Below are 23590 nucleotides of genomic sequence, written 5' to 3'. Positions count from 1 at the left end.
GGACCCGGGGCCGACCCTGGGTGCTCTCGGCCGGTCAGGACCGCGCGGTGACGGCGAACATCCGGCTGTTGGCGCGCAGCCGTGGAACGCCGCCGAGCCGTCCGATGACCGTGGCCTCGAATTGCTCGGTCGCACTCGCGTCGCCGCGCAGCAGGGCCTTGTAGCCGGTCCGGCAGGCGTTGCGGGGGCTCAGGATCTCGACGTACAACTCGATGTCCGACATCTCCGGGTGGAGCTCGAGCACGCTCAGGGTGCTCTTCGCGCAGCGGACGAGCGCCGGGCGGACCTTGTCCGCGCTGCTCCGGGCGACCAGCTGGTCGGCGAGCGCCTTCGTCAGGAAGTACTCCGCGCTGGACGGCCGGTCCTGGCGGTAGCGAACGGACGCTGTCTCCTTGACGTTGTCGGTGAGCGCGCAGAGCGCCCACTGCGGAGGGATCGTGATCACCTGGGTCGGTGGCATGTACGGCGGGATGCCCGGCACCTTCGCGCCGCTGTTGTTGACGGCGATCAGCGCGGCCCGCGACGCCTCGTCCTGCGGGTTGGCGTACGGCGCGGCCACCAGGCGGCTGGTGAAGTTCGCGTCCGGGATGATGACGACCGACAGGCTGCCGGTGTTCTTCAGGAGCAACGACGTACCGCTCGGATCGGTGCTGAGGGTCAGCTGGACGCCGTCGGCCTCGGCCTCGGCCGGCAACGGCACGGTCGAGCCGACGCAATCGGTCGCGGCTCTGAGCGCCGTTGAGCGCGGTAGGACGATCGACGGGGTCGGCTCGACCGTGGCCGGCGGACTCGACCCTTCGGCCACCGAACAACCGGCAACGACAGCCAACGACAGCAGACCTACAGCACACGGCATGAGCGCCCGACCACGAACCGCCACGATGAACCCCCTGAAACCCCGAGCACCAAGTCCCCACCTGCTCGGCTACACCCAGAATCTCCCCCAGGATACTGTCCGCGCCATGCCCTAGCCTCAGATCGTGACCGTTCATCAACTGTCGAAGCGTGATGCCAGGCGGCTGGCCGTACGTGCGCAGCTGCTGACGAGCGAGCGACCGGCGGACTTGTTCGAGGTTGTCCGCGGTCTGAACGTGCTGCAGCTCGACCAGACGGCGTACGTCGCGCCGAATGCCGATCTGGTGACCTGGAGCCGGCTCGGTTCGTCGTACGACCCGACCGAGCTGGCCGACGCGCTGGCTTCGCTGGAGCTGCTGGACCTGCGCGGGTTCGTTCGTTTGCCGGAGACGCTGGCGCTGTTCCGGGCCGAGATGGAGGCGTGGCCGAGCGACGGGGAGCCGCTCGACTGGCAGGAGTACCGGCGGGACTGGGTGCGGGCGAACGAGGGCTGCCGCGTCGACATCCTCGAGCGGCTACGGCAGGACGGTCCGCTGGTGATGCGCGAGCTGCCGGACACCTGCGTGCAGCCGTGGAGGTCGAGCGGCTGGACCAACAACCGGAACGTGTCGCAGTTGCTCGAGTTCATGATCCAGCGCGGCGAAGTAGCGATCGCGGGCCGCGACGGCCGGGACCGCCTGTGGGATCTGGCGTCCCGGGTCTACCCGGACGATCCCGCCGTACCGATCGCGAAGGCGGCCCGGATGCGGGACGAGCAGCGGCTGCGCTCCATGGGTCTGCTGCGGGCGAAGGGACCGGCCTGCCCGGGCGAGCCGCTCGACGCCGGTGAGTCGGGGGAGCGGGCCGTCGTGGACGGCGTCCGCGGCGAATGGCGGATCGATCCGGAGCTGCTCGACCGGCCGTTCACCGGACGTACGGCGATCGTGTCGCCGCTCGACCGCTTGGTGTACGACCGGAAGCGGCTCCTGGAGATCTTCGACTTCGACTACCAGCTGGAGATGTACAAACCGGTCGCCAAGCGCAAGTGGGGCTACTTCGCGCTGCCGATCCTGCACAACGACCGTCTGGTCGGGAAGCTCGACGCGATGTCGGACCGCAAGGCCGGCATCTTCCGCGTCAACGCGATCCACGAGGACGAACCGTTCTCCAAGACCCTCACCGCCGCGGTGCACCGCGAGATCCGCGATCTCGCGAAATGGCTGCGACTCGAACTCGTGCCGAGCTCTTGACCGATGGATCTGTTTACGTAAACATCGCGGGGTGAGATCAACCGCCCGCAGTGTCCTCGCCGTCCTGTTGTGCTTCTTCGCGCTCTCCGCCTCGGTGCCCGGCGCCGCCGCCGCGAGTCCGCCGCGGACGAACGACTTCCGTGGCGTCAACTGGGCCGACCCGCGCGACAACTACGCCGACGACGAGGTCGTCCCGTCCGGACTGAGTACGGCGGACGACTACGCGACGACGTACCGCAAGGCGCTCGGGATCGTGGGGGAGTTCCGCAAGGAGCTGAAGGCGAACACGATCCGGCTCCCGATCAACCCGTCGAGTGTGGGCACCGACTGGTGGCGCTCCTACCGCGCGGCGATCGACGCGTCGACGGCCAGTGGGTTCAAGGTGATCCTCAGCTACTGGGAGGCCGACAACGCCAAGGACGGGCGGGTCGACGACCCGGCGGCGTACGCGGCGATGTGGGACACGGTGGTGAAGGCGTACCAGCGGAACCCGCACGTGTACTTCGAGCCGATGAACGAACCGTTCGGGTACTCGCTGTCCGAGTGGGTGTCGCTGACGTCGTCGTGGATCGCGCGGCACAGCGACGTTCCGCGCGGACGGATCGTGATCTCCGGGACCGGCTACAACGACAACGTGACCGGGGTCGGTGCCGCGCCGGAGCTGAAGGGGACGCTGCTGTCGCTGCACTTCTACGGCTTCTGGGCCTCCGACACGACCGAGGCCGCCTGGCTCGCGAACCTGCGGCCGCGGATCGGTTCGTACGGCTGGCGGACGATCATCGACGAGGCCGGCTCACCGATGACGATCGGCCTGAACTACGGCAACCACGAGGGAAACGTCTACACGTCGTACCTGGCAGCGCTCACCCAGGTCGCCCGCGAGCAGCGGATGGGCATCGTCTACTGGCCGGGTCTGCGCACCGGTGACTCGTACTCGATGACGACGCAGGTCGGGCCGCGCGATCTCGAGGTCAACAGCGTCAGCGGACGCGACCAGCTGTGGTGGGGCTGGGGCCTCCTTCGGGACGAGCCGACGAACAGCGAGCCGCCCGCCCCGCCGGGTGAGCCCCTGCGCGGTGTCGCCAGCAACCGGTGCGTCGACGTACCGGGCTTCTCGACCAGCCCAGGTACGGCGCTCGATCTGTGGGACTGCAACAACGGCGGGAACCAGTCGTGGAACGTCACCGCGGCGAACCAGTTGACGGTCTACGCGGACAAGTGCATGACCGCGGGGGCCTCGGCCGTGACGATCGAGACTTGCACCGGCGCCGCCGACCAGGTCTGGCAGCTCAACGCCGACCAGACCGTCACCTCGACGGCCGGCTGCCTGACAGCAAACGGGACTGACAACGGCTCGGCCGCCGTCGTTGCCACCTGCAACGGTTCCCCCGACCAGAAATGGACCCGCTCCTAAGCGGGGTGCAAGCACACAGTAAGCAGACGGAAAGCGCTGCGGACTACCTTCCTGAGCCTGCACATGTAGACGAGGAAGGAAGAATCTCTTGAACACGAAAGGGTGGCGCCGACTGCGCCCGATCCGCCTGATCCCGGTGGCGGCCGTCGTCGGACTCATCGTCCTGTTCTCCAACCTGGCCCCGGCACAGGCCATGACCTGGAAGTCGTACAGCCAAGACCTGTCGAGTGCCGAGGAGGCCAAGGATCCGGACGGCAACGGTGGCGAGGTCGGTCTGAAACACTGCGACGACGCCTGCATCGAGGACTATGCCGCGATCTTCTACGACAACGGCGAGATGCTGAAGGTCTACGACAACCTGAGGGACGGTCACGCCGCCAAGGTTTTCGTGTCGGTCCAGAAGAACGGCACCTCGCTCGACACGGACACTTTCTACGTTGGCTCGAGCGAGTCGGGCAAGGTGTTCGATCTGGGCACGCCCGACGGGAGTGGTGACATCGCGGAGGGCTTGACCGTCGCGATCAAGGTCTGCATCAACGAGGTCGAAATCTGCTCACAAACCCACTATTACAAAGCCTGATCCAGACCAAGAGAGCTCGTGTGCCTGCGCGGGATGTGTGTGCACGAGCGCTCTTGTGCCTCACCGGCTCAGCAAGCGCCGTACCTCCTGCGCCTCGGGTGACCCGTAGGCCTCGAACATCCGCAGCGCTTGCCGCAGCCGCTCGTCACCCGAGCCCGCCTCGACCACTTGGTGAGCCTCGCCCAGCAGCCGATGCGCCCGGGCCTGCCCAAGAAAGTGACCGGTCCGCTGATGGATCGCGAGGGCTTCCTCGCCATGGCCGATCGCAGCCGGCGACCGGCCGATCGCGAGCTCGACCCGGCCGAGCGTGACGACCGCGCCGGCCAGTTGAACCGGGTCCCGGTCTGCGGTCCGGGCCACCGCGACAGCGTCGACCGCGTGGGATTGTGCCTCGGTGAGATTGCCCGCCGCGAGTTCTGTCTCGGCCAACCCCCGCAGTGCCGGAGTGTGCCAGGTGGCGGTATCCCGGGCTTGAGGGCGCGCGACGGCCCACTGGGTGGCTGACTCGAACCTGGTGCGGGCGGCGTCGAGCTCGCCGCGCACGAGGTGACACCGGCCCAGTTGGTAGTTGGCGTCGCTGTAAGCCTGCGGATGGTCCAGCTGTCCCGCCGATCTCTCCGCCGCCGTCGCTTGCTCGAACGATTCCGCGTGGCGTCCGGCGTCGCGGTACCAGATGGCCCGATAGAGGCGCAGCAGGTGTGTTTTGATCCGGCTGTCGAACCGCGTGAGCGCGTCCTCGGCCTGCGCGATCAGGTCGTCGATGCCGTCCAGGCGGCCCAGCATCACGCGTGCCCGAACCAGCTCGGGCACCGCCAGCGCGGTGACGCGGTCGCGGTTCGCGTCGGGGAGCTGGAGCACCTCTTCGGAACTCTGTGCGTACTTGTCGAGTTCGCCCCGCTGGTAGGCGATCACACCGAGATTGAGCAGGGCGCGAGTCTGGCCTCCGCTGTCGCGATCCTCGCGGTGGATCTGGAGCGAGCGGACGAGATTGCGCTCGGCGACGTCCAGTTCGCCGGAGGCCATCGACACGACCGCGGCAACGTTGAGGCAGTACCCGAGCAGCGGATGGTCACCGGTTTGCTCGGCCAGTTGCAGCGCCTCCGTGAGGATGTCGGGGTCCAGCGGCAGCTCGACCCGATGCTGCGTCGCCGCGCTCTCGGCCAGCATGTTTGCCAGCGCGTGCCGGTCGCCGGCCGCCCGGGCCGCGGCGATACCGGTGGCCGCCATCGCCTGAGCAGAGGTCTGGTATCCCCCTTCGGCCATCGGGAGCATCAGGCCGATCGCGAGCTGCCAGGTCCAGTGGGCGTGCTGCCGGTGGCCTGCGGCGGCCTCGACCGCGGCAGCGAGGTTGACGAACTCGGCGCGTGCCCACGTCATGGCCTCCGAGAGGTCGGCGAACGTGACCTCGGCCGTTCCCGGCGGCAGGTCGGGCGGCGGCGGATGGTGGCGGATCGAGGCACGCCGGTTCACAACGGCGAGCTTCCCGCGGTAGTACCAGGCGAAGAGGCGTTCCACGGCGTCGGCGCGGGCCTGAGGGGTGTCTTCGGTCTCGGTACGGCGGCGGGCGTCGTCGCGGAGCAGGTCGTGGAAGCGGTAGCGGCCGGGGGCGTGTTGATCGAGGAGATGGGCGCTGGTCAGTTCGCGGATGGACTTGCGGGCCGCGGATGGCGTCGTACCGCTCAGGGCCGCGACCACGTCGACGGTGAAGTCGAGGCCGGGTACGAGACCGAGGCGCCGGCACAGTTGGCGGGTGGCCGGAGCGAGGCGCGCGTACGACAGGTCGAACGCGGCGGTGACGGCGGAGTGTTCGTCGTCGTCGAGTGCGAGGGCGACCGGGCCGTGTTCGATCAGTTCGGCGAGGTAGTCGGACAGCGGGCGATGCGGCTCGTCGGCGAGCTGTGCGGCCGCGATCCGTAGGGCCAGCGGGAGTCCGGCGCAGGCTTCGATCAGGGCGGCCGCGGATTCTGGATCGCGGTCGAAACGGTCCGGGCCGGCCAGGCGAAGCAGGAGAGCGTGCGCGGCGTCGGTCGGGAGTTCACCCACGTGGACACGTTGCGCGCCCTCGCGGGCGATCAAGCCGGAGAGGTTGTTCCGGCTGGTGACCAGGGTCAGACAGCCGTCCGTTGCTGCTTGCAACGGACGAACCTGGTCCGCGCTCGCCGCGTTGTCGAGCAGCACGAGCAGTTTGCGACCGCTCAGCACGGAGCGGTACTCAGCGGTTGCGTCTGCCACGGATTCCCAGCCTCGCGCTGGATCCGCGCCGAGACCGCGGAGCAGCTGGGCCAGCGCGACCATCGGGTCGAGGGCCGGGCCGGAGGCGTGGCCACCGAGATCGATGTAGAGCTGGCCGTCGCCGTAGCGGTCCGCGACCTGGTGGGCGTAGCGCAAGGCCAGGCCGGTCTTCCCGATCCCGGCCATGCCGGTCAGCACGATCAGGTTGCCGTCACCATCGGTAGCGGCCAGCCGCTCGAGCTGCTCGAGTTCCGGATCCCGCCCGACGAACGTCCCAGGCACTGGCGGCAACTGCCCCGGCCGTACGACGGTGGCAGCCGGCGCGGACCCGGTGACCGAGAGCCTGGCTCGTGCCGCCGGCTGGTGATCGAGGGCCGGGTCCTCGGTGCGGATCGCTTCGCCGAGCCGACGGAGTTCGCGGCCGGGCTCGGTGCCCAGCTCGTTCGCGAGTCGTTGCCGCGCCGCCCGATACGCGACCTCGGCCCTGGTTCGACGGCCGGACCTGTACAACGCGAGCATGTGCTGACCGACGATCCGCTCCCGCAACGGGTACTCCGCGACGAGTTCGGCCAGCTCCGGGACGATCTCGCGAGCGCGTCCGCGAGCCAGCTCGGCATCGAAGAGTTCTTCGTGAGCGATCAGCCGGACCTCGGCCAGCCGCTGCGCCTCCGGCCCGACCACCTCGGTCTCGTCGACATCGGCGTACGGCGTGTCCCGCCAGAGCGCCAGCGCCGCGCGGAACCGATGACCAGCCTCCTCGAGATCGCCGGCCGCGACGGCAGCACGACCCTCGGCGTGCATCCGGTCGAAGATCAGTGCGTCGAGTTCGTCCTCGCCGACCTTGAGCAGATAGCCGTTCGGCACGCTGGCCAGCCGGTCCGGTCTGTCCAGCACCTGGCGCAGCCGGTGGACGTGCACCTGAATGCTGTTCGCCGGCCGGCGCGGGATATCGGCGCCCCAGAGCGCCTCGCTCAGCACATCTGTCGGCACCGCACGCCCCGCCCGGACCAGGAGCACCGCGAGCAATCGGCGGCGGAGCTCCGAAACCGGCCCGACGACCTCGCCGTCCCGCATCACGCGTACCGGCCCCAGCACCTCGAAGTGCATGCCCACCTCCCCGACGAGTCCCTATCATCGGGCATCACCGGATCATCCCGCCGCGGCTGCGTCCGCCCTGTGGATACGCTCGGGTGCTGATTCGCGGTGGGCGCGTTCGATGGACTGGCCCCAGGTGGTGCCGACCAGCATGAGGGCGGCGCCGATGACGGCCGGGACGGTGAGACGTTCGTTGCCCAGGCTGATGCCGATGGCAACGGCCCAGATCGGCTCGGTGCCGAGTAGCAGGCTGGCTCGGCTGGCGGACGTGCGTTGGACCGCCCACGTCTGGGCGAGGAAGGCGAAGACGCTGCAGAACAGGGCGAGGTAGACCATCTGCAGCCAGGTGCCGACACCGGCGTGCGTCGGCAGATGCGGTACGGCGGGCACCACGAACATCGCCGTACCGACGAGGGTCTGGACTGTCGTCAACTGCAACGGGCGCACACCGACGGAGAGCCGTCCGACGAGGGTGACGTGACCCGCGCGGACGACGGCGGCGGCGAGCATGAGCAGGTCGCCGGTGCCGGGGGAGTGGAGGCCGTCGGCGGACATCAGCAGTCCGACGGCGACCATGCAGACCCCGGCCGCGAGATAGAACCGCGGCGGCAGCCCGCGACCGTCGAGCAGCGGCGTGAGGACCAGCGTGAGGCTGATGATCAGTCCGGCGTTGGCGGCGCTGGTGTGCGTCACGCCGTACGTCTCCAGCACCAGGACCGACGCCTGCGTGAGGCCGAGGATCAGCCCGGCCTTCAGCTCCTTCCGGGTGATGCCGCGAACCAACGGGACAAGGGCGAGCCCGGAGATGCCGTAGCGGAGGAACAGCACAGTCAGCACCGGTGCGCTGCTGGTCGCGGTCTTGGCGGCGAGATAGCTCGAACCCCAGACGACGGCGACCAGCAGCAGGACGAGATCGGTACGGCGGGATCCGGGCACGGGTTCAACGGTGAGGGATCGCGACGTTGAAGCCAAGTACCAATGTCTTCAGTAATGCTGTAGGACAGCTAATGTATTTGGATGGACGAACGACAGTTGCGGGTGCTCCGGGAAGTCGGCGAGCTGGGCAGCGTGACAGCGGCCGCGGAGGCGCTGCTCGTGACGCCGTCGGCGATCTCACAACAGCTGCGATTGCTGCAGCGGTCAATGCCAGTGCCCCTGACCGAACGCGACGGCCGCCGGGTCGTGCTCACAGCGGCCGGGCGCGCGTTGGCCGGGGCGGCTGCGGACGTGGAGTCAGCGCTGGCGCGGGCCCGGCAGGTGGTCGATGACTTTGCCGAGCAGCCGGATGCGGTCGTGTCGGTCGCCGCGTTCCACAGCGCGGCCGCGGCGTTCTTCCCGTCGCTGTTGCGGGCGGGGGACGGGCCGCGGGTCAGCCTGCACGATGAGGATGTGCCGCAGGACGAGTTCCCACCGTTGACCCGGGAGTACGACGTGGTGCTGGCGCATCGGCTGGATCATGCCGACGCCTGGCCGCGGACCGTTGCGGTCACGCCGTTGCTGCATGAGCCGTTGGACGTCGCCGTACCTGCTGATCATCGGTTGGCGTCGAAGCGCTCGCTGTCGCCGCGGGACGTGGCGGACGAGCCGTGGATCACGGTGCACGACGGGTTTCCGTTGATGGCGACGATCGAGGCGATCGGGGCGGCGGCCAACCACCGGCTCGAACTGGTCCACCGCGTGAACGAGTTCACCGTGGTCACCGAGCTGGTTGCCGCAGGTGCCGGGCTGGCGCTGATCCCGCGCTGGACGGCCCGTTCGCATCCGGGCGTCGTACTCCTTCCGATGCGGGGCGTGCACGCGCGGCGGCACATCGATGCCCTTCATCGGCCGGAGCGGACTGCTCGGCGGGCGGTGCGCACGACACTCGCCAACCTTCAGGCCGCGGCGGCGACAGTACGGAAGCCGAGTGCTTGATAGCCTCGCGGCAGTTCGCTGTCACCCCGCCCGGGGCAGTGGTTCGGGTCCGGAGAGGGAGACATGACAGGAACTGTGCGCGGTGTGCTCGCTGTGGTCGGAGTGCTAGGGGCAGTCGGAGCGTTCTGGGCGGTCGGCGCGATCGCCGGGCCGGCGGCGGACGCACAGGGTCGGCCGCCCGGCGTACCGCGGGGTGAAGTCGCGATCCCACTGGCAGGGGAGTCCGACGTGGCGACGAGCAACGGGCCGCTGCGTGTGCTGGCGCCACACGGGCCGTTCGAGCGTGGACGGGCGGTGGTCGTGATGAGGTCGCAGGGCGCGCGAACCACCGTTCGCCTGAAAGTGACCGGAGTCGGGCGTACGGCGGCCGGCCGCACGTTCGGCGCCCACCTGCACACCGGCCCGTGCGTGGCCGGCGACGGCGCCGCCGCCGGACCGCACTACAACACCGACGTGATCAACGGCCGCAAGCCGGTACGCGCCGACCACGAGCGCGAGATCTGGCTCGACTTCACCGTCAGCCCGAGCGGCGCAGCGAACGCGTCGGCCTCCGTACCCTTCGCGCCGAAACCAGGCGACCGATCCATCGTCATTCACGAACACGCGACCGACCACCACGGCACCGCCGGCGCCCGCCTCGCCTGCCTCCCGCTGGCCTGGAACTAGGCCGAGCCGCCGTTGCTCTTCAGGAGTTGGGCGTTGATCCACTGGCCTTGGGGTGAGCAGAGGAAGTCGACGAGGTGCGCGGTGTCCTGAGGGGTGCCGAGGCGGCCAAGTGGGGTTTGCCGGAGGCAGGCGGCGCGGACCTCGTCGGTCATCCACCCGGTGTCGATCGGGCCGGGGTTGATCACGTTCGCGGTGATACCCAGGTCGGACAGTTCGTGCGCCGCCGCGAGGGTGATGCGGTCGAGCGCGGCCTTGCTGGCGCCGTACGGGAGATTGTGGACGGTGTGGTCGCTGGTCAGGGCGACGATCCGGCCGGTGCCGTGGGTTCCGGTGAAGCGCTGGGCGAACTCGCGGATCAGCAGCCAGGTCGCACGGGCGTTGACGGCGAAGTGCCGGTCGAAGCTCTCGATGGTCGTGTCGAGGATGCTGGAGCCGACGGACTCGCAGTGACACATCACCAGCGCGGTGACCTTGCCCAGCTGCTGCTCGGCGGCGGTGAAGATCTGCTCCGGAGCCGCTGGGTCGACGAGGTCGGCCTCGATCGGCGCCACAGTCGCGCCGAGGTCGCCGAGCTCCTTCACGATCTCGTCCGTGGCACCGGACTGCACGCCCCATCGCATGCGGTCGTCGTACGCCGTCCAGTAGCTGAAGGCGATGTCCCAGCCTGAGACGGCAAGCCGACGGGCGATGCCGGCACCGATACCGACGGTACGACCGACACCGGTGACGAGGGCGACTGGACGGACTGCTGGCTGAGTCCCTGACTGGGCCGCTGTCTCGGTCATGCCAGCGATCCTGCTGGAACGCTCGCCCGCCCGGCAAGCGGATTGTCCGAGATCTGCGAGGAGCCCCCTAGACCGTATGGCCGGGTTGTGAGTGAGAGTCAGGCCGGGTGGGCCAGGGCGGGGGGTGGGTCGGGGTCGGACCAGGTGGGGCGGTTGATGGTGGGGTGGCCGTTGTTCGGGTGGATGGTGAGGTGGCCCCGGTGGACGTTGATGTGATCGCGTTTGCACAGGAGGGCGAGGTTTTCGAGGGAGGTGGGGCCGCCGTCGGCCCAGTGGGTGATGTGGTGGGCCTCAGACATGGCCGGCGGTGCGCCGCAGGCGATGCAGCCTTTGTCGCGGGCGTTGAGAGCCTGGCGGATAGCGCGGGTGACGAAGCGGTGTTCGGCTCCGACGTCGAGGGGCTCGGAGTTGGAGCCGAGGACCAGGGGGATGATGCCGGCGTCGCAGGCGAGTCGTCGTACGGCTGCGGCAGAGAGCGTGTCGCCGTGGACCAGGTCGCCGCGGCCGCGGGTGTCGGTGGCGCCCTTGAGGTCTTCCAGGTCGATGGTGACGGTGATGTGTGGCTTGATCTCTCCGTGGCCCGGCACGGCGGATCCGGCGCCCGCAGCGGTCGTGAGGATCGCTGTGAGGGCGTCGGCCTGCCGCTTGCTGCGCGGACGCGGGTCGCGCTCGCCGTCGGGGGTCTTGTGCGGTTTGGCGCCGGCGAAGATCAGGGTCTGGAAGAGTTCGGCGTTCTCGTCGGCGAGGTAGCCGCCGAAGCTGACGCCGCGATCGGCGGGCTTGATCCACAGAGCCTCACGGGAGGACGCCGCATCCTCGTCGCCGCGGGGTTCGGGGCCGTCGGTGTCGAGCCGTTCGCGCATCTCCTTGCCGAGAGTGCGCAGGTCGGCCGGCGGGAGCAGGCCGGCTGCCTCGACCATGGCCTCCTCGGCGACGCGCAGATCCTCGACCGGCACGCCGGCCGAAGTCGGCACCTTCTCGAGTGCCGACACGATCGCGTTGGCCTGTCCCAGGTTCATCGTCGTCCGGGCGCTCTCGGAGTCGGCCGGGCGACCGGTGCCGAGGGCCGCGGTCACGGCCTGGTACTTGGGCAAGGCGCGAGCCAGGCGGAGGTCCCGGCGTACGTCGGCGGGATCCAGACGGTAGCGGACCGAGAGCAGTTGCACGGTGTCGCGGGCGCCGATCTCCTGGGCATAGCCGTCGGCGTCGAGGCCGGCCGACAGGTGCAGGCAGCGCACCTGGAGACGGGCGATCTCGGCGTGCGCCGCGTCGAGAGCCGACAGCTTCTCGCCGCCGCTCATCGACCAGACCGGCCGCTCATCCAAGATCGCCATACCCAAGACCCTAGCCACACCCACGGACAGTTTTCGCCCCGCACATCCCTTATCTACAAGGGATCCCGCCATTGGCAACTTCATGTCAACTTATCCACAGGCGAAACGGATGCCAGGAGCAACCATGCGTCCTTCGCGGCTTGGGAGGGCGAGCGCGGGCCCAGTTCGTACGACTCTCCCAAGCCGGCCTGGTTCAGCGCCCTTCTAGCTACTGGTGTGGACGATGTGGGCGTCCGGACCTGGGAAGAACAGTGACTCGGTGTCGGTGTCTGTCCAGTGCACGAGGTACGGCGGTGCGCCGTTCGGATCGTGTACTTCGACGATCTGCCCTTCGCGCCGGTGTGCCGACAGGTGGCTGCTCTCCACCACGACCTGATCCCCTGCTGCAGCTTTCACCAAACCCACCTCCTCCACCCCAGCTTGGTCCACTCCTCAGTGGATGTCGATGGCGAGTCGGGCTGCGAGCCCCGCGAAGATCGCCGCCGTGACGCGCTCGAGCCGCCGGCGGATCCTGCTCCCGGTACGGAAGAACCTCTCGGTGAGCGTCCCGGCCAGCAGCGCCGCGCTCGCGTCGACGGGGAAACCGACCAGGATGAACACCGCCCCGAGCACCAGGAACTGGACCGTCACCGGCCAGCTACCGCTCCCGGTCGTGATGAACTGCGGTACGAATGCGAGGTAGAACAGGATCACCTTCGGATTCGCCAGATTGGTGAGGGTCGCCATCAGGTACGTCCGGCGCAGCGTCCGCTGGGGCAACTGCGGCGCGTCCTCAGGCGCCCCGAACTCCTCCCGGCTCGCACGCCAGGTCAGATAGGCCAGGTAGAGCAGGAACGCCGCTCCCGCGATCCGTACGCCGTTCAGGACCTGCGGCGCCGCCTGGATCAACGCACCCAGCCCGAGTGCTGCCGCGACGCTGTGCACTGCCAGGCCCGTCGACATCCCGGCCGCCGCGACGACCCCGGTACGACGTCCGCCGACCGCCGCGTTCGCGACGATGAACAGCATGTCCGGTCCTGGTACGACGCTGACCAGGAAGACCGCGACAAGGAATCCGAGCACCACCGAGACGTCCATACGTTCCATCCTGACCCAGGCGTGCCGCCGGGTCGCCCGGGATTTCGGACTGTGGTCAGTTCGGGAGGGAGACGCTGGCCGTTGTGCCGCCGGTATCTGAGGAGGTCAGGGTGATGGTGCCGTTGTGGGCCCGGGTGATTTCGCGGGCGATGGACAGGCCGAGGCCGGAGCCGCCGCTCGCGCGGGAGCGGCTGGTGTCCAGGCGGACGAAGCGTTCGAAGACGCGCTGCCGGTCCTGCTCGGGGATTCCATCGCCGTCGTCCGACACCGTGATGATCGCGGACCCGTTCTGCTCGGCCGTGGCCAGGTGCACCTTGGTGTGTGCGGCGCGGGCGGCGTTGTCGACGAGGTTCCGCAGTACCTGGCTCAAGCGGGCCGGATCGCCGACGACCCGGACCGGATGGACGTCGCCCGTCACCGTCAGGTCAGGCGCCGAACTCCGCAGCCGCTGGATCTCGGCCGCGACCAGGTCGTCGAGATCCACGTCGACCTGCCGCATCCGGATCCCGGTGTCGTCGGCCTTCGCGAGTAGCAGGAGGTCCTCGACCAACTGCCGCATCCGGTCGGTCTCGGACGCCATCACCTGACGCAGCTCGTGCCACGCCTGCCCGGTGGTGTCCGCCTCGATGACCTCCAGCGCCGCCGTCAGAGTGGCCAGCGGCGACCGCAACTCGTGGCTGGCGTCCGCCACGAACGCCCTCTGCGTCGCCTGCCCGGTCTCCAGCCGGTCGAGCATCTCGTTCATCGTCACCGCGAGCCGCGCGATCTCGTCCCGGGTCTGCGGCACCGGGACCCGCTCGGTCAGGTCCCGGGTCCCGATGCGCTGCACCCGGCCGCGGATCCGTTCCACCGGCCGCAGCGCCTGCCCGACCATCAGCCACCCGGCGACACCGACCACGATCAGCAACGCCGGGAACCCGATCGCCAGGTACTTCGCCACTGTCACGACTGTCTGCCGTTGGGTCTCCACGGACGCTGCGACCACGACCGTGTACGTGCGGCCGTCGTACGCCGCTCCCTGCGCGACGATCAGGAACGAGTGGTCGTCGTCGATCAGCGGCATCTCACCGACCTGAGCGCGGAGCAGCGCGCCGGCCGGTGGGCGGAAATCGGTCAGCGGAGTGCTGTCGACCCGGGTCGACGAGGCCGCGACGACCCGGCCGGACGGGTCGAGCACCTGGATCAGTTGGCCGGCGCGCGTGGTCTCGGCGAGGTCGTCGGTGAGTCCCGCCGTACCCTTCGCGCCGACCTGTCTGGCGATGTCGCCGGCGCGGCCGTCGGCGGCGTCGGACACCTCAGTGATCAGTGCGCGCTGAAGGAGCAGCAGTAGGGCGGCCGAGCCGAGCATCAGCGCGACGGCGACCACGATCACCGCGGCCGCGGTCGAGCGGCTGCGCACACTTGCCTGCCGGAGACCGCCGGCGGTCCGGTACCACCCGTCGACGCGACGTCGCACCACCGTGCTCACATACCAATTCTCTCAGGTCTCGCTCAGCCGCCCTCTGGGTTCATTCGGTAGCCCATCCCGCGGATGGTCTCGATGGCGTGCCGGGCGAACGGGGTGTCGATCTTCTTCCGCAGGTACCGGACGTAGACCTCGACGACGTTCGGGTCGCCGTCGAAGGCCGGGTCCCAGACCCCGGCCAGGATCTCCGCCTTGCTGACGGTGTCCCCGCGGTGCCGCATCAGGAACTCCAGGAGCCCGTACTCGCGGGGCGTGAGCGTGATCTCCCGCCCGTCGCGCTCCACCCGCCGCCGGGACACGTCGAGCGTCAGGTCGCCGGCCGTCAGCACCACCGGGCGCTCCGGGCCGCCGCGCCGGATCAGCGCCCGCAGCCGAGCGACCAGGACCAGGAAGCTGAACGGCTTGGTCAGGTAGTCGTCCGCGCCGAGATCGAAGGCGTCGGTCTGGTCGTACTCGCCGTCCTTCGCGGTCAGCATCAGCACCGGCGTCCAGATCCCGCGCGCCCGCAGCAGTTCGAGCACCCGGTACCCGTTCAGCTTCGGCAACATGATGTCCAGCACGATCACGTCGTAGTTGTGCTCGGTCGCGGCCCACACCGCGTTCTCGCCGTCGTGTACCAGCTCCACCAGGAAGCCGGCGTCGGTCAGCCCACGGTGCACCGTGTCGGCCAGCCGCAGTTCGTCCTCGACCATCAGCACTCGCATTCTCACAGTCTCGCCGCAGACCGCTGAGAATCCCCTGAGAGGCCACAACTTGACGTCGTGAAGTTGGCGTACCTACCGTTGTCGAAGCGCTTCGACAACCCCGCCGAGAGAGGCTGTCCACGAATGAAGTTCACCGATGGGTACTGGCAGTTGCGGGCGGGGCTGACCCGGTTGCGGCCGGCCGAGGTCGAGAGTGTGCAGGCCGGGGAGCGCGACTTGACCGTGTTCGCGCCGGCCCGGCGGATCGAACGGCGCGGGGACACGCTCAACCAGCCGATGTTCACGGTGAGGTTCTCCTCGCCGGCGCGCGGCGTGATCGGCGTCCGGATCGCGCGCCATCTCGGCGGGTTGCCCGCGCGACCGTCGTACCGGCTGAACGCCGATGACGAGCACCCGGTGAAGGTCGAGGTCGGCGCGACCGAGGCGCGGCTGACCTCCGGCGAGCTGAGCGTGGTGATCGCGCTCGAGGGGCCGTGGGACGTGCGGTTCGAGCAGGACGGCAAGCCGCTGACCAACTCCGGAGAGCGCAGCGTCGGCCTGATCACCGATGCCGACGGCAAGCATTACGTGCACGAGCAGCTGGCGCTCGGGGTCGGCGAGACGATCTACGGGCTGGGCGAGCGGTTCGGCGCGTTCGTCAAGAACGGTCAGGTGGTCGACAGTTGGAACGCCGACGGCGGTACGTCGAGCGAGCAGGCGTACAAGAACGTCCCGTTCTATCTGAGCAGCAAGGGGTACGGCGTACTTGTCGACAACCCTGCCCACGTGTCGTTCGAGGTCGGCTCGGAGGTCACGTCCCGCAACCAGTTCAGCGTCGAAGGCGAGGAGCTCGGGTACTACGTCTTCGCCGGCCCGACGCCGAAGGACGTGCTGCGCCGCTACACCGCCCTCACCGGACGACCCGCCCGCGTGCCCGCCTGGTCGATGGGGTTGTGGCTGTCGACCTCGTTCACGACGGACTACACCGAGGAGACGACGAGCGCGTTCGTCGACGGGATGGCGGCGCGGGACCTGCCGCTGAGCGTCTTCCATTTCGACTGTTTCTGGATGCGGCAGTTCCACTGGTGCGACTTCGTCTGGGACCCGATCGCGTTCCCGGATCCGGCCGGGATGGTCCGCCGCCTCAAGGAGCGCGGTCTGCGGGTCAGTCTGTGGATCAACCCGTACATCGCGCAGCGCTCGGTGCTGTTCGAGGAGGGCCGCCGGCTCGGGTACCTGCTGAAGCGCCCGGACGGCTCGGTCTGGCAATGGGACCTGTGGCAGGCCGGGATGGCGATCGTCGACTTCACCAACCCGGACGCGACCGCGTGGTTCCGCTCGAAGCTGCAGGCCCTGATCGACATCGGCGTCGACTGCTTCAAGACCGACTTCGGCGAGCGCATCCCGACCGATGTCGCCTGGTACGACGGTTCCGACCCGGAGCGGATGCACAACTACTACGCACAGCTCTACAACGCGGCTGTGTTCGGTCTGCTGGAGGAGAACCGGGGCTCGGGCGACGCGGTCCTCTTCGCGCGCTCGGCCACCGCCGGCGGGCAGCAGTTCCCGGTGCACTGGGGCGGCGACTGCGAGTCGACGTTCGAGGCGATGGCGGAATCGCTGCGTGGCGGGTTGTCTCTGGCGTCGTCGGGATTCGGCTACTGGAGTCACGACATCGGCGGGTTCGAGGGCACGCCGGATCCCGCGATCTTCAAGCGCTGGGTGGCGTTCGGGCTGCTCTCGTCGCACTCGCGGCTGCACGGCTCGTCGTCGTACCGTGTGCCGTGGGCGTTCGACGAGGAGGCGGTCGACGTACTGCGGAAGTTCACCAAGCTGAAGCTGTCGTTGATGCCGTATCTGGTCGCGGCCGCCGAAGAGGCGCATCGGGACGGGGTGCCGATGATGCGGCCGATGGTGCTGGAGTTCCCGGACGATCCCGCGGCGGCCTATCTGGACCGTCAGTACCTGCTGGGACCGGACCTGCTCGTCGCGCCGGTGATGAGCTTCGACAACGAGGTCTCGTTCTACCTGCCTCGCGGGCGTTGGACGTCGCTGCTGACCGGTGAGGTGGTGAACGGTCCGGCGTGGGTGCAGCAGACGCACGGGTTCGACTCCGTGCCGCTGTTCGTGCGGGAGGGTGCGGTGATCCCGATCGGCGCCGTCGACGACCGGCCTGAGTACGACTGGGCAGACGGGGTCGAACTGCGGTGGTTCGAGCCGGCTGACGGTCAGGTCACAACAGTCGCGCTCGGAGACGTTGTGATCGAGCTGGCGTACCGGGCCGGCGAGGTCGAGTCACGCGTGATCGAGGGCACCTGCGAGCGCTATACCGTCAAGCTCTCCAAGACGACGTCGGCTGCGGAGAACACCGCGTAGAGCGTGTGTACGCCGGTCACCGGGGCGAGCTCGCCCGCGATCGCGACGAGCTCGTCCGCCGGTGACACCTGCACGGTGCTCAGGAGCTCACCGTGCAGGGGATCGTCCAGGCGGAGCTCGATCGTCGCGGGTCGGTCGCCGCGGTTGGCGACCTGGGCCTGGTACGTCGTCGGCTCGAGCAGGATGTCGTCGAAGGCCAACCAGGCTTGCGGTTCCAGCGAGCGGACCGCGTCGCCGCGGTCGCGTGATGCTGTCGTCAGCGTGATGGCGCAGTAGTCGTCGAAGCTCGTCGCGGCGAGGCGGGCGAGTGTTCGGGGCGGGATCCGCTCGCCGCGCACATCGAGCGTCGTGGTGAGGCGGAGATCGGTGCTGGATCGGCCGACCATGATGCTGTGGCGCCCGGTCTCGACACAGCGGCGGTCCCGCGTCACGTCCCAGAAACTGAGGTCCGCAGCGGCAACGGTCAGTTCGACCTCCACGGTCTCGCCCGGTTCCAGCGTCACTCGGCGGAAGCCACGCAGCTGCCGCAGCGGTTGCTTGACCCGCGAGCGCTGCTGCCGTGTGTACAGCTGAGCAAGCTCCGTCCCCGGGCGATCACCTGTGTTCGTAACGGTGAACGTGACGCGGACCTCGCCGTCCGCCGAGACGGACGGTGCGCTCAGCTGCAGGTCGCCGTACGCGAAGGTGGTGTAGCTGAGGCCGTGGCCGAAGGGGTAGAGCGGCGTGCCGCGGTAGTACAGGTACGTCGCGTCCGTCGCGATGATGTCGTAGTCGAGCAGCCCGGGCAGGTCCGCGGCGGAGTGGTACCAGGTCTGGGTCAGCCGCCCCGCCGGGTCGTGATCGCCGAAGAGTACGTCGGCGAGCGCGCGACCGTACTCCTGGCCGCCGTGCGCGGACCACAGGATCGCCGGGAGGTGCTGCTGCGCCCAGCCGATCGCGTACGGGTAGCTGCTGCTCAGGACCAGCACCGTCCGCGGGTTCGCCGCGTGCACCTGCCGGATCAGACGGTCCTGCGCCGGCGGCAGGTCCAGGGTCTCCCGGTCCTCGGTCTCGCGACCGTTCACCAGCGGGTGGTTGCCCGCGACAACGATCGTGACGTCGGCGCGGGCGGCCAGCTCGGCCGCCGCCGCCGCGCCGTCGACCACGATGTCGAGCTCGAACGCGGTCCCGTCATCCGCCAGGGCGACCGCGCCGTTCGAGTCGACCTGGAGGTACCGGCCGCTGTGCAGGTGCTGGACCAGGAGGGTGTTCGAGCACCGCACGAGCCTGAAGGTCTGCTTGACCTCCCAGCCGTTCGGGCCGGGCTGATCCGCAACCAGTTCACCGTCGTCGGTCGCGGTCAGATGCCGGCCGTTCCGCACCGAGCGCAGCGCCCACGCGTTGCCACCCCAGTCGAAGAGATCGAACTCGCCGGCGTCGGTACTGGTCCGCAGCACCGCGTCGGCGCCGACGCAGAGGTACGACGCCGAGCCCGCGATCCGGAGCGTGATCCGATCGACGCCCTCGCAGTACTCGACCTCGCTGAGTCGTTCCTTGATCCCGTCCAGAGCGGTCACCTGATAGGGGAGGGTCCCGGCGTACCAGTCCTCCGAGAGCGTGCCCGCGAGTGGGCCGACCACGGCGACGCGGGTCGATGCACTGAGCGGCAGGACCTGGCATTCGTGCTTGAGCAGCACGATCGCCTGGCGCGCCGCGTCCTGGGCGAGTAGGCGGTGGGTCGGGCAGTTGACCAGCTCGGGTTCGAGCGCCCGGTACGGATCGAGTTCGGGCGGGTCGAATTCGCCCAGCCGGAACCGGATCGCGAGCGCTCGCCGTACGGCGGTGTCGAGATCCGCTGCCGTGATCAGCCCGCGGTCGAGCGCCGTCGTCAACCGCTCGATGGTCGGAGTGGCGTCGGCGCCGTCCTGGGTGAAGCTGTCCACACCCGCCTTCAGCGCGGCGGCGTACCCGGTCGGTCCGTCGGGCAGGTACTGCTGCAGGCCGAACAGGTTGGCCGGTGCATAGGCGTCACTGACGACCAGCACCTCGTCGGTCGTCCACGTGCGAAGTACGTCGTTGATCAGCGGGCTGAGGTGGGCGGGCCGTCCGTTCACCAGGTTGTACGACGGCATCACCGCGACGGCTGCACCCGCTTCGATCGGCGCGCGGAACGCCGGCAACTCGTAGTCGTGCAGGACCCGCGGTGGCAGGTTGCTCGACGTCGTGCACCGGTCGGTCTCGTTGTTGTAGGCGAGGAAATGCTTCAGCGTCGGAGCGGTCTTCAGGTACGTCGGGTCGTCGCCGGCCAGCCCGTGTCCGTACGCGGTCGCGATCATCCCGGTCAGCCAGGAGTCCTCGGCGTACCCCTCCTCGTTGCGGCCCCAGCGCGGGTCGCGCAACGGGTTGACGACCGGCGCCCAGACGTTGAGGCCGACGCCGACCGGGTCCTTCCGGTGGAACACCCGGACCTCGTCCCCGACCGCCGCGCCGACCGCGTGCACGAGGTCGGGGCTCCAGCTCGTGGCCAGGCCGATCGCCTGCGGGAACACCGTCGCCGGACCGTGCCAGGCGACACCGTGCAGGGCCTCGGTGCCGGTGCGGAACGCGTCCAGACCCAGCCGCGCGACGGGCGGCTGGTGCTGGTGCAGGAACGCGATCTTCTCGTCCGGGGTGAGCCGGGCGAGGAGGTCGTCGATCCGCGCGTCGATCGGCCGGGCCGGGTCGCGGAAGGGGGGAGGAGGAGCTGGAGTACTCATCGGCGGTCGACTCCACGGGCTGGTGTCGAAGCGCTTCGATTCAACCGAGCGGCGGAAGCTGATCGAAGCGCTTCGACAGACGGGCGTGAACAGAGAGTGGCATCCCAGGCGCTGATGGTCAAGGCCTGAATGCGGGAGGGGTAACGCTTTCCGGTGCACTCAGCGGGCCGGCAGCCGTCCGCTGGTCACCGGGGTGAGGGCGTGGGCGGTGGCGCCCAGGGGAGTGGCGGTGTGCGGGAAGGTGGACGCGGCCACGGTGCAGCCGCCGGCGTCGGGGGCGATGCTGGCGTCCCGGAGCGCCTTGTCGATGGCCGGGGCGAGGTGCTCGGCGAGCAGGGCGTAGGCGCCGCCCAGCAGCACGACCTCGGGATTGAGGATGTTGACCAACGCCGCGATGCCCTGGCCGAGGTGGGTTCCGGCCTCGGCGAGCACCTTGGTGACGGCGGCGTCCTGGGTGTCGGCGCGCCGGATCAGCGTCTCGAGCTGGTGCTGCGGGTCGTCGTCGATGCTGCCGTCGACCTGCTCCAGGATCGCCGGCAGGCCGGCGAGCGCCTCGAGACATCCGCGGCGTCCGCAACCACAGGCCGGTCCGTCCGGGACCAGGCACAGGTGCCCGATCTCGCCGACGTACCCGAGATGTCCCGCGAGCGGCCGGCCGTCGGCGATGATGCCCGCGCCGACTCCCGTGTCACCGGTGAGCTGGATGAGGTTCGGCGTACCGGCGTAGGGGCCGTAGAGGTGCTCGGCCAGCACGCCCAGCGACGCGTCGTTGTCGACCGTCACCGGGATGTCGGGCCGTCCGAGCGCCTCCGCGAGCTCGGCCCGCAGTGGTACGTCCCTCCAGCCGAGTCCGGCGGCGAGTACGACGGCGCCGTCGCGATTGACCAGGCCGGGTACGCCGACCGTGATGCCGAGGACCTGCCGGCCGGAGGACTGCACGGTCGTGATCGCCCGGCGGGCCAGCGCGACCACGGCGGCGATGGTCTTCGCCGGGCCGGCGTCGACGCCCGGTCCGGCGCGATGCCAGCGCAGGATCTGCTCACCGGCCGCGTCGCAGGCGAGCGCGGTCAGGCCGCGGGCGCCGACCTCGAGCCCGATCGTCGCGTACGCCGAACCGTCGAGCACGAGCAGCGTCGCCGGGCGGCCGACGTGGTTCTGGGTCTGCTGGGTCTCGCGGACCAGCCGGCGCTCGAGCAGCTCGCCGACGATGCTCGTCACGGTCGCCTTGTTCAGCCCGGTCCCGGCCGCGATCGCGGCCCGCGAGCAGGGGGCTTCGCGGCGCAGGTAGCCGAGCACCGCCGCCAGGTTGGTGGCGCGGATGTCGGTGTGGTCCGCGGTCTGTGTGATCAAGGTCCGTCCCGTCGAAAACTGTGCCGCCGAAGTTGGGTCTTGGTCAGTTCTACACCTTGTCGAGCTGTCGCCTCTGCGTTAATTTGTTTGGCTACCAGCCCAACTAAGTCTAGGGGATGCATCGTGACCCGACCAGTGATCGGCGGCACCAGCCGCCGCACCTTCATCTCCCTGCTCGGCGCCGGCGCCGCGGCGGCCGCGGGCGGGGCGACGCTGACCGGATGCTCGGACGGCAGTTCGGGGTCCAGTACGACGGGCCGCGCCGAGACCGAGGACAAGCTGTCCGGCCTGCTGCCGAAGTACACCCCGTACGAGTCGGTCAAGCCGGACCTGCCGGGCGAGAACGGCGCTTCGCCGGGCTACTCGCACTACCCGGCCGAGCTCAAGCGGGCGGTGCCGGACAAGATGGTGCCGAGCGGCAAGCAAGTGACCGCGATGACGCCGCTGTGGAGCCCGATCCCGCCGCTGGCCGGCAATTCGTACTTCGAGGCGAACAACGAACGGATCGGCGCGCCGGTCAAGTTCAACATCCTGAACGGCAACGACTACGGTGACAAGCTCGGACCGATCCTTGCGGCCGGCAACGTTCCGGAGCTGCTCTGCATCCCGGGCTGGAACATCTCCAGCCTGACCCGGTTCGGCCAGGCCGCGGACAAGCTGTTCGAGGACCTCACACCGCACCTGGCCGGCGACAAGGTGTCGGCGTACCCGATGCTGGCGAACCTGCCGACCCGGGCCTGGGCGTACGGCGTCTGGAACTCGCAACTGAAGGCCGTGCCGTTCCCGTCGGACGGCTTTCCCTGGATGCTGATGTACCGCAAGGACCTCCTCGACCAGCTCGGCGCGGAGCCGCCGAAGAACTCCGACGACCTGCTGGCGCTGGGCAAGCAACTGACCGACGCGAAGGCGGGCCGGTGGGCGTTCGGCTCGGTCGCCGACGAGGTCCACCGGTCGTTCGGAGTGCCGGGCGGGTGGATCAAGGACTCCGGCGGCAAGCTGGTCAACAAGATCGAGACACCGCAGTTCGAGGAGGCGGTGGCGTTCATCCGGAGGCTGTTCCAGTCGGGGTACGTGCACCCGGAAGTGGTCGCGAACGCCGGCGCGGACGAGAACGCGCTGTTCGAGGGCGGCAAGTTCCTGATCCGGCAGAACGGGCCGGGAGGCTGGCACGAGTCGCTGCAACGGCAGCAGACGGTCAACCCGAAGTTCAACCCGCAGCCGATCATGCCGTTCGCGCACGACGGCGGTACGCCGATCACGTGGGGCGGCGACCCCGCCGGCATCTTCACCTTCGTGAAGAAGGGGCTAGGCGAGGAGCGCGTCAAGGAGTTGCTCGGCGTGATGAACTACACGGCTGCGCCGTTCGGGACCGAGGAGTACCAGCTCTACAACTACGGCGTCGAGGGCAAGCACTACACGAAGCAGCCGTCCGGTGCCCCGAAGCTCACCGCTCTGGGACAGAAGGAGGTCTCGCAGACCTACATCTTCCTCGGCGGCCGTCCGACGGCGATCACCGAGAGCGAGTACCCGGGGTACGTCGAGTCGATGAGCGCGTGGCAGAACGCGTCCGCGAAGGTCCGGGAGAAGAACCTGTTCGACGGGATCCGGGTCGAGCAACCGGCCAAGATGGCGGCGCTGAACCAGCCGTTCGACGACGCCCTCCAGGACATCTACCGCGGTCGCAAGCCGGTCAGCGAGCTGAAGACCGCCGTCAAGCAGTGGCAGGACAACGGCGGCAACGAAGGCCGGGAGTTCTACGCGAAGGTCCTCAGTGACAACGGTCGGTAGGGTGCGCGTGCG

At 69.2% G+C, this 23590-nt stretch carries 18 protein-coding genes; 7 read left to right on the top strand and 11 right to left on the bottom strand.

The genetic code is table 11. The features are described from left to right. Positions 1-34: 34 nt before the first annotated feature. A complete protein-coding gene (locus tag OHB24_RS38350; protein WP_327635846.1) occupies positions 35-880 on the bottom strand; it encodes a hypothetical protein in 846 nt (281 codons plus the stop codon). A gap of 100 nt (positions 881-980) precedes the next feature. On the opposite strand from OHB24_RS38350, the gene OHB24_RS38345 reads away from it, so the two are divergent. The 3 genes from OHB24_RS38345 to OHB24_RS38335 all read left to right on the top strand — a co-directional run bounded on the left by OHB24_RS38345 (position 981) and on the right by OHB24_RS38335 (position 4078). After that, a complete protein-coding gene (locus OHB24_RS38345) occupies positions 981-2084 on the top strand; it encodes a DNA glycosylase AlkZ-like family protein (protein ID WP_327635845.1) in 1104 nt (367 codons plus the stop codon). Positions 2085-2115: 31 nt separating this feature from the next. Beyond that, positions 2116-3498: a ricin-type beta-trefoil lectin domain protein gene (locus OHB24_RS38340; protein ID WP_327635844.1), complete on the top strand. Its 1383-nt coding sequence runs from the start codon at positions 2116-2118 to the stop codon at positions 3496-3498. An 88-nt stretch (positions 3499-3586) separates the two neighbouring features. Further along, a complete protein-coding gene (locus OHB24_RS38335; RefSeq protein WP_327635843.1) occupies positions 3587-4078 on the top strand; it encodes a hypothetical protein in 492 nt (163 codons plus the stop codon). A 60-nt stretch (positions 4079-4138) separates the two neighbouring features. Here the strand turns inward: OHB24_RS38335 and OHB24_RS38330 are convergent, their stop codons facing one another. After that, entirely contained in the window at positions 4139-7417 is a 3279-nt protein-coding gene (locus OHB24_RS38330; protein WP_327635842.1) for an AfsR/SARP family transcriptional regulator, read from the bottom strand. A gap of 42 nt (positions 7418-7459) precedes the next feature. Further along, positions 7460-8341 carry a DMT family transporter gene (locus OHB24_RS38325; protein ID WP_327635841.1) on the bottom strand — a complete coding sequence of 294 codons (882 nt, stop codon included), beginning with the start codon at positions 8339-8341 and terminating at the stop codon, positions 7460-7462. An 81-nt stretch (positions 8342-8422) separates the two neighbouring features. Here OHB24_RS38325 and OHB24_RS38320 point away from each other — a divergent pair, with 81 nt between their 5' ends. Both OHB24_RS38320 and OHB24_RS38315 read left to right on the top strand, forming a co-directional pair. Next, positions 8423-9319, top strand: coding sequence for a LysR family transcriptional regulator (locus OHB24_RS38320; protein ID WP_327635840.1), 897 nt, complete (start codon positions 8423-8425; stop codon positions 9317-9319). Positions 9320-9382: 63 nt separating this feature from the next. Next, the gene (locus OHB24_RS38315; protein WP_327635839.1) at positions 9383-9985 is read left to right on the top strand and encodes a superoxide dismutase family protein; all 603 of its coding nucleotides are present in this window, start codon (positions 9383-9385) and stop codon (positions 9983-9985) included. Here the strand turns inward: OHB24_RS38315 and OHB24_RS38310 are convergent. The 6 genes from OHB24_RS38310 to OHB24_RS38285 all read right to left on the bottom strand — a co-directional run bounded on the left by OHB24_RS38310 (position 9982) and on the right by OHB24_RS38285 (position 15350). Beyond that, complete coding sequence (locus tag OHB24_RS38310; RefSeq protein WP_327635838.1) at positions 9982-10770, bottom strand: SDR family oxidoreductase; 789 nt, start codon at positions 10768-10770, stop codon at positions 9982-9984. The two genes, OHB24_RS38315 and OHB24_RS38310, sit on opposite strands and share 4 nt — an antisense overlap. A 98-nt stretch (positions 10771-10868) precedes the next feature. Next, the gene (locus OHB24_RS38305) at positions 10869-12104 is read right to left on the bottom strand and encodes an HNH endonuclease signature motif containing protein (RefSeq protein WP_327635837.1); all 1236 of its coding nucleotides are present in this window, start codon (positions 12102-12104) and stop codon (positions 10869-10871) included. A 204-nt stretch (positions 12105-12308) separates the two neighbouring features. Continuing rightward, positions 12309-12500, bottom strand: a complete 192-nt coding sequence (locus OHB24_RS38300) for a DUF1918 domain-containing protein (protein WP_327635836.1) — start codon at positions 12498-12500, stop codon at positions 12309-12311. 36 nt (positions 12501-12536) lie between these two features. Then, entirely contained in the window at positions 12537-13181 is a 645-nt protein-coding gene (locus OHB24_RS38295) for a LysE family translocator (RefSeq protein ID WP_327635835.1), read from the bottom strand. A 55-nt stretch (positions 13182-13236) separates the two neighbouring features. Further along, positions 13237-14055 carry a sensor histidine kinase gene (locus OHB24_RS43390; protein ID WP_442914013.1) on the bottom strand — a complete coding sequence of 273 codons (819 nt, stop codon included), beginning with the start codon at positions 14053-14055 and terminating at the stop codon, positions 13237-13239. 617 nt (positions 14056-14672) lie between these two features. Beyond that, complete coding sequence (locus tag OHB24_RS38285; RefSeq protein WP_327635833.1) at positions 14673-15350, bottom strand: response regulator transcription factor; 678 nt, start codon at positions 15348-15350, stop codon at positions 14673-14675. A 123-nt stretch (positions 15351-15473) separates the two neighbouring features. On the opposite strand from OHB24_RS38285, the gene yicI reads away from it, so the two are divergent. Next, positions 15474-17705, top strand: coding sequence for an alpha-xylosidase (yicI, locus tag OHB24_RS38280; RefSeq protein ID WP_327635832.1), 2232 nt, complete (start codon positions 15474-15476; stop codon positions 17703-17705). Here the strand turns inward: yicI and OHB24_RS38275 are convergent. Further along, a complete protein-coding gene (locus OHB24_RS38275; protein WP_327635831.1) occupies positions 17654-20440 on the bottom strand; it encodes a glycoside hydrolase family 3 protein in 2787 nt (928 codons plus the stop codon). The genes yicI and OHB24_RS38275 overlap by 52 nt on opposite strands. 159 nt (positions 20441-20599) lie before the next feature. After that, positions 20600-21790 (bottom strand): ROK family transcriptional regulator, encoded by a 1191-nt coding sequence (locus tag OHB24_RS38270; protein ID WP_327635830.1) that lies wholly within the window; start codon positions 21788-21790, stop codon positions 20600-20602. 123 nt (positions 21791-21913) lie between these two features. Between OHB24_RS38270 and OHB24_RS38265 the strand changes: the two genes are divergently transcribed. Continuing rightward, positions 21914-23578, top strand: coding sequence for an extracellular solute-binding protein (locus tag OHB24_RS38265; protein ID WP_327635829.1), 1665 nt, complete (start codon positions 21914-21916; stop codon positions 23576-23578). Positions 23579-23590 lie beyond the last annotated feature (12 nt).

The organism is Kribbella sp. NBC_00482, assembly GCF_036013725.1.
GTDB lineage: Bacteria > Actinomycetota > Actinomycetes > Propionibacteriales > Kribbellaceae > Kribbella.
This window is presented reverse-complemented; position numbering and strand designations above follow the sequence as displayed.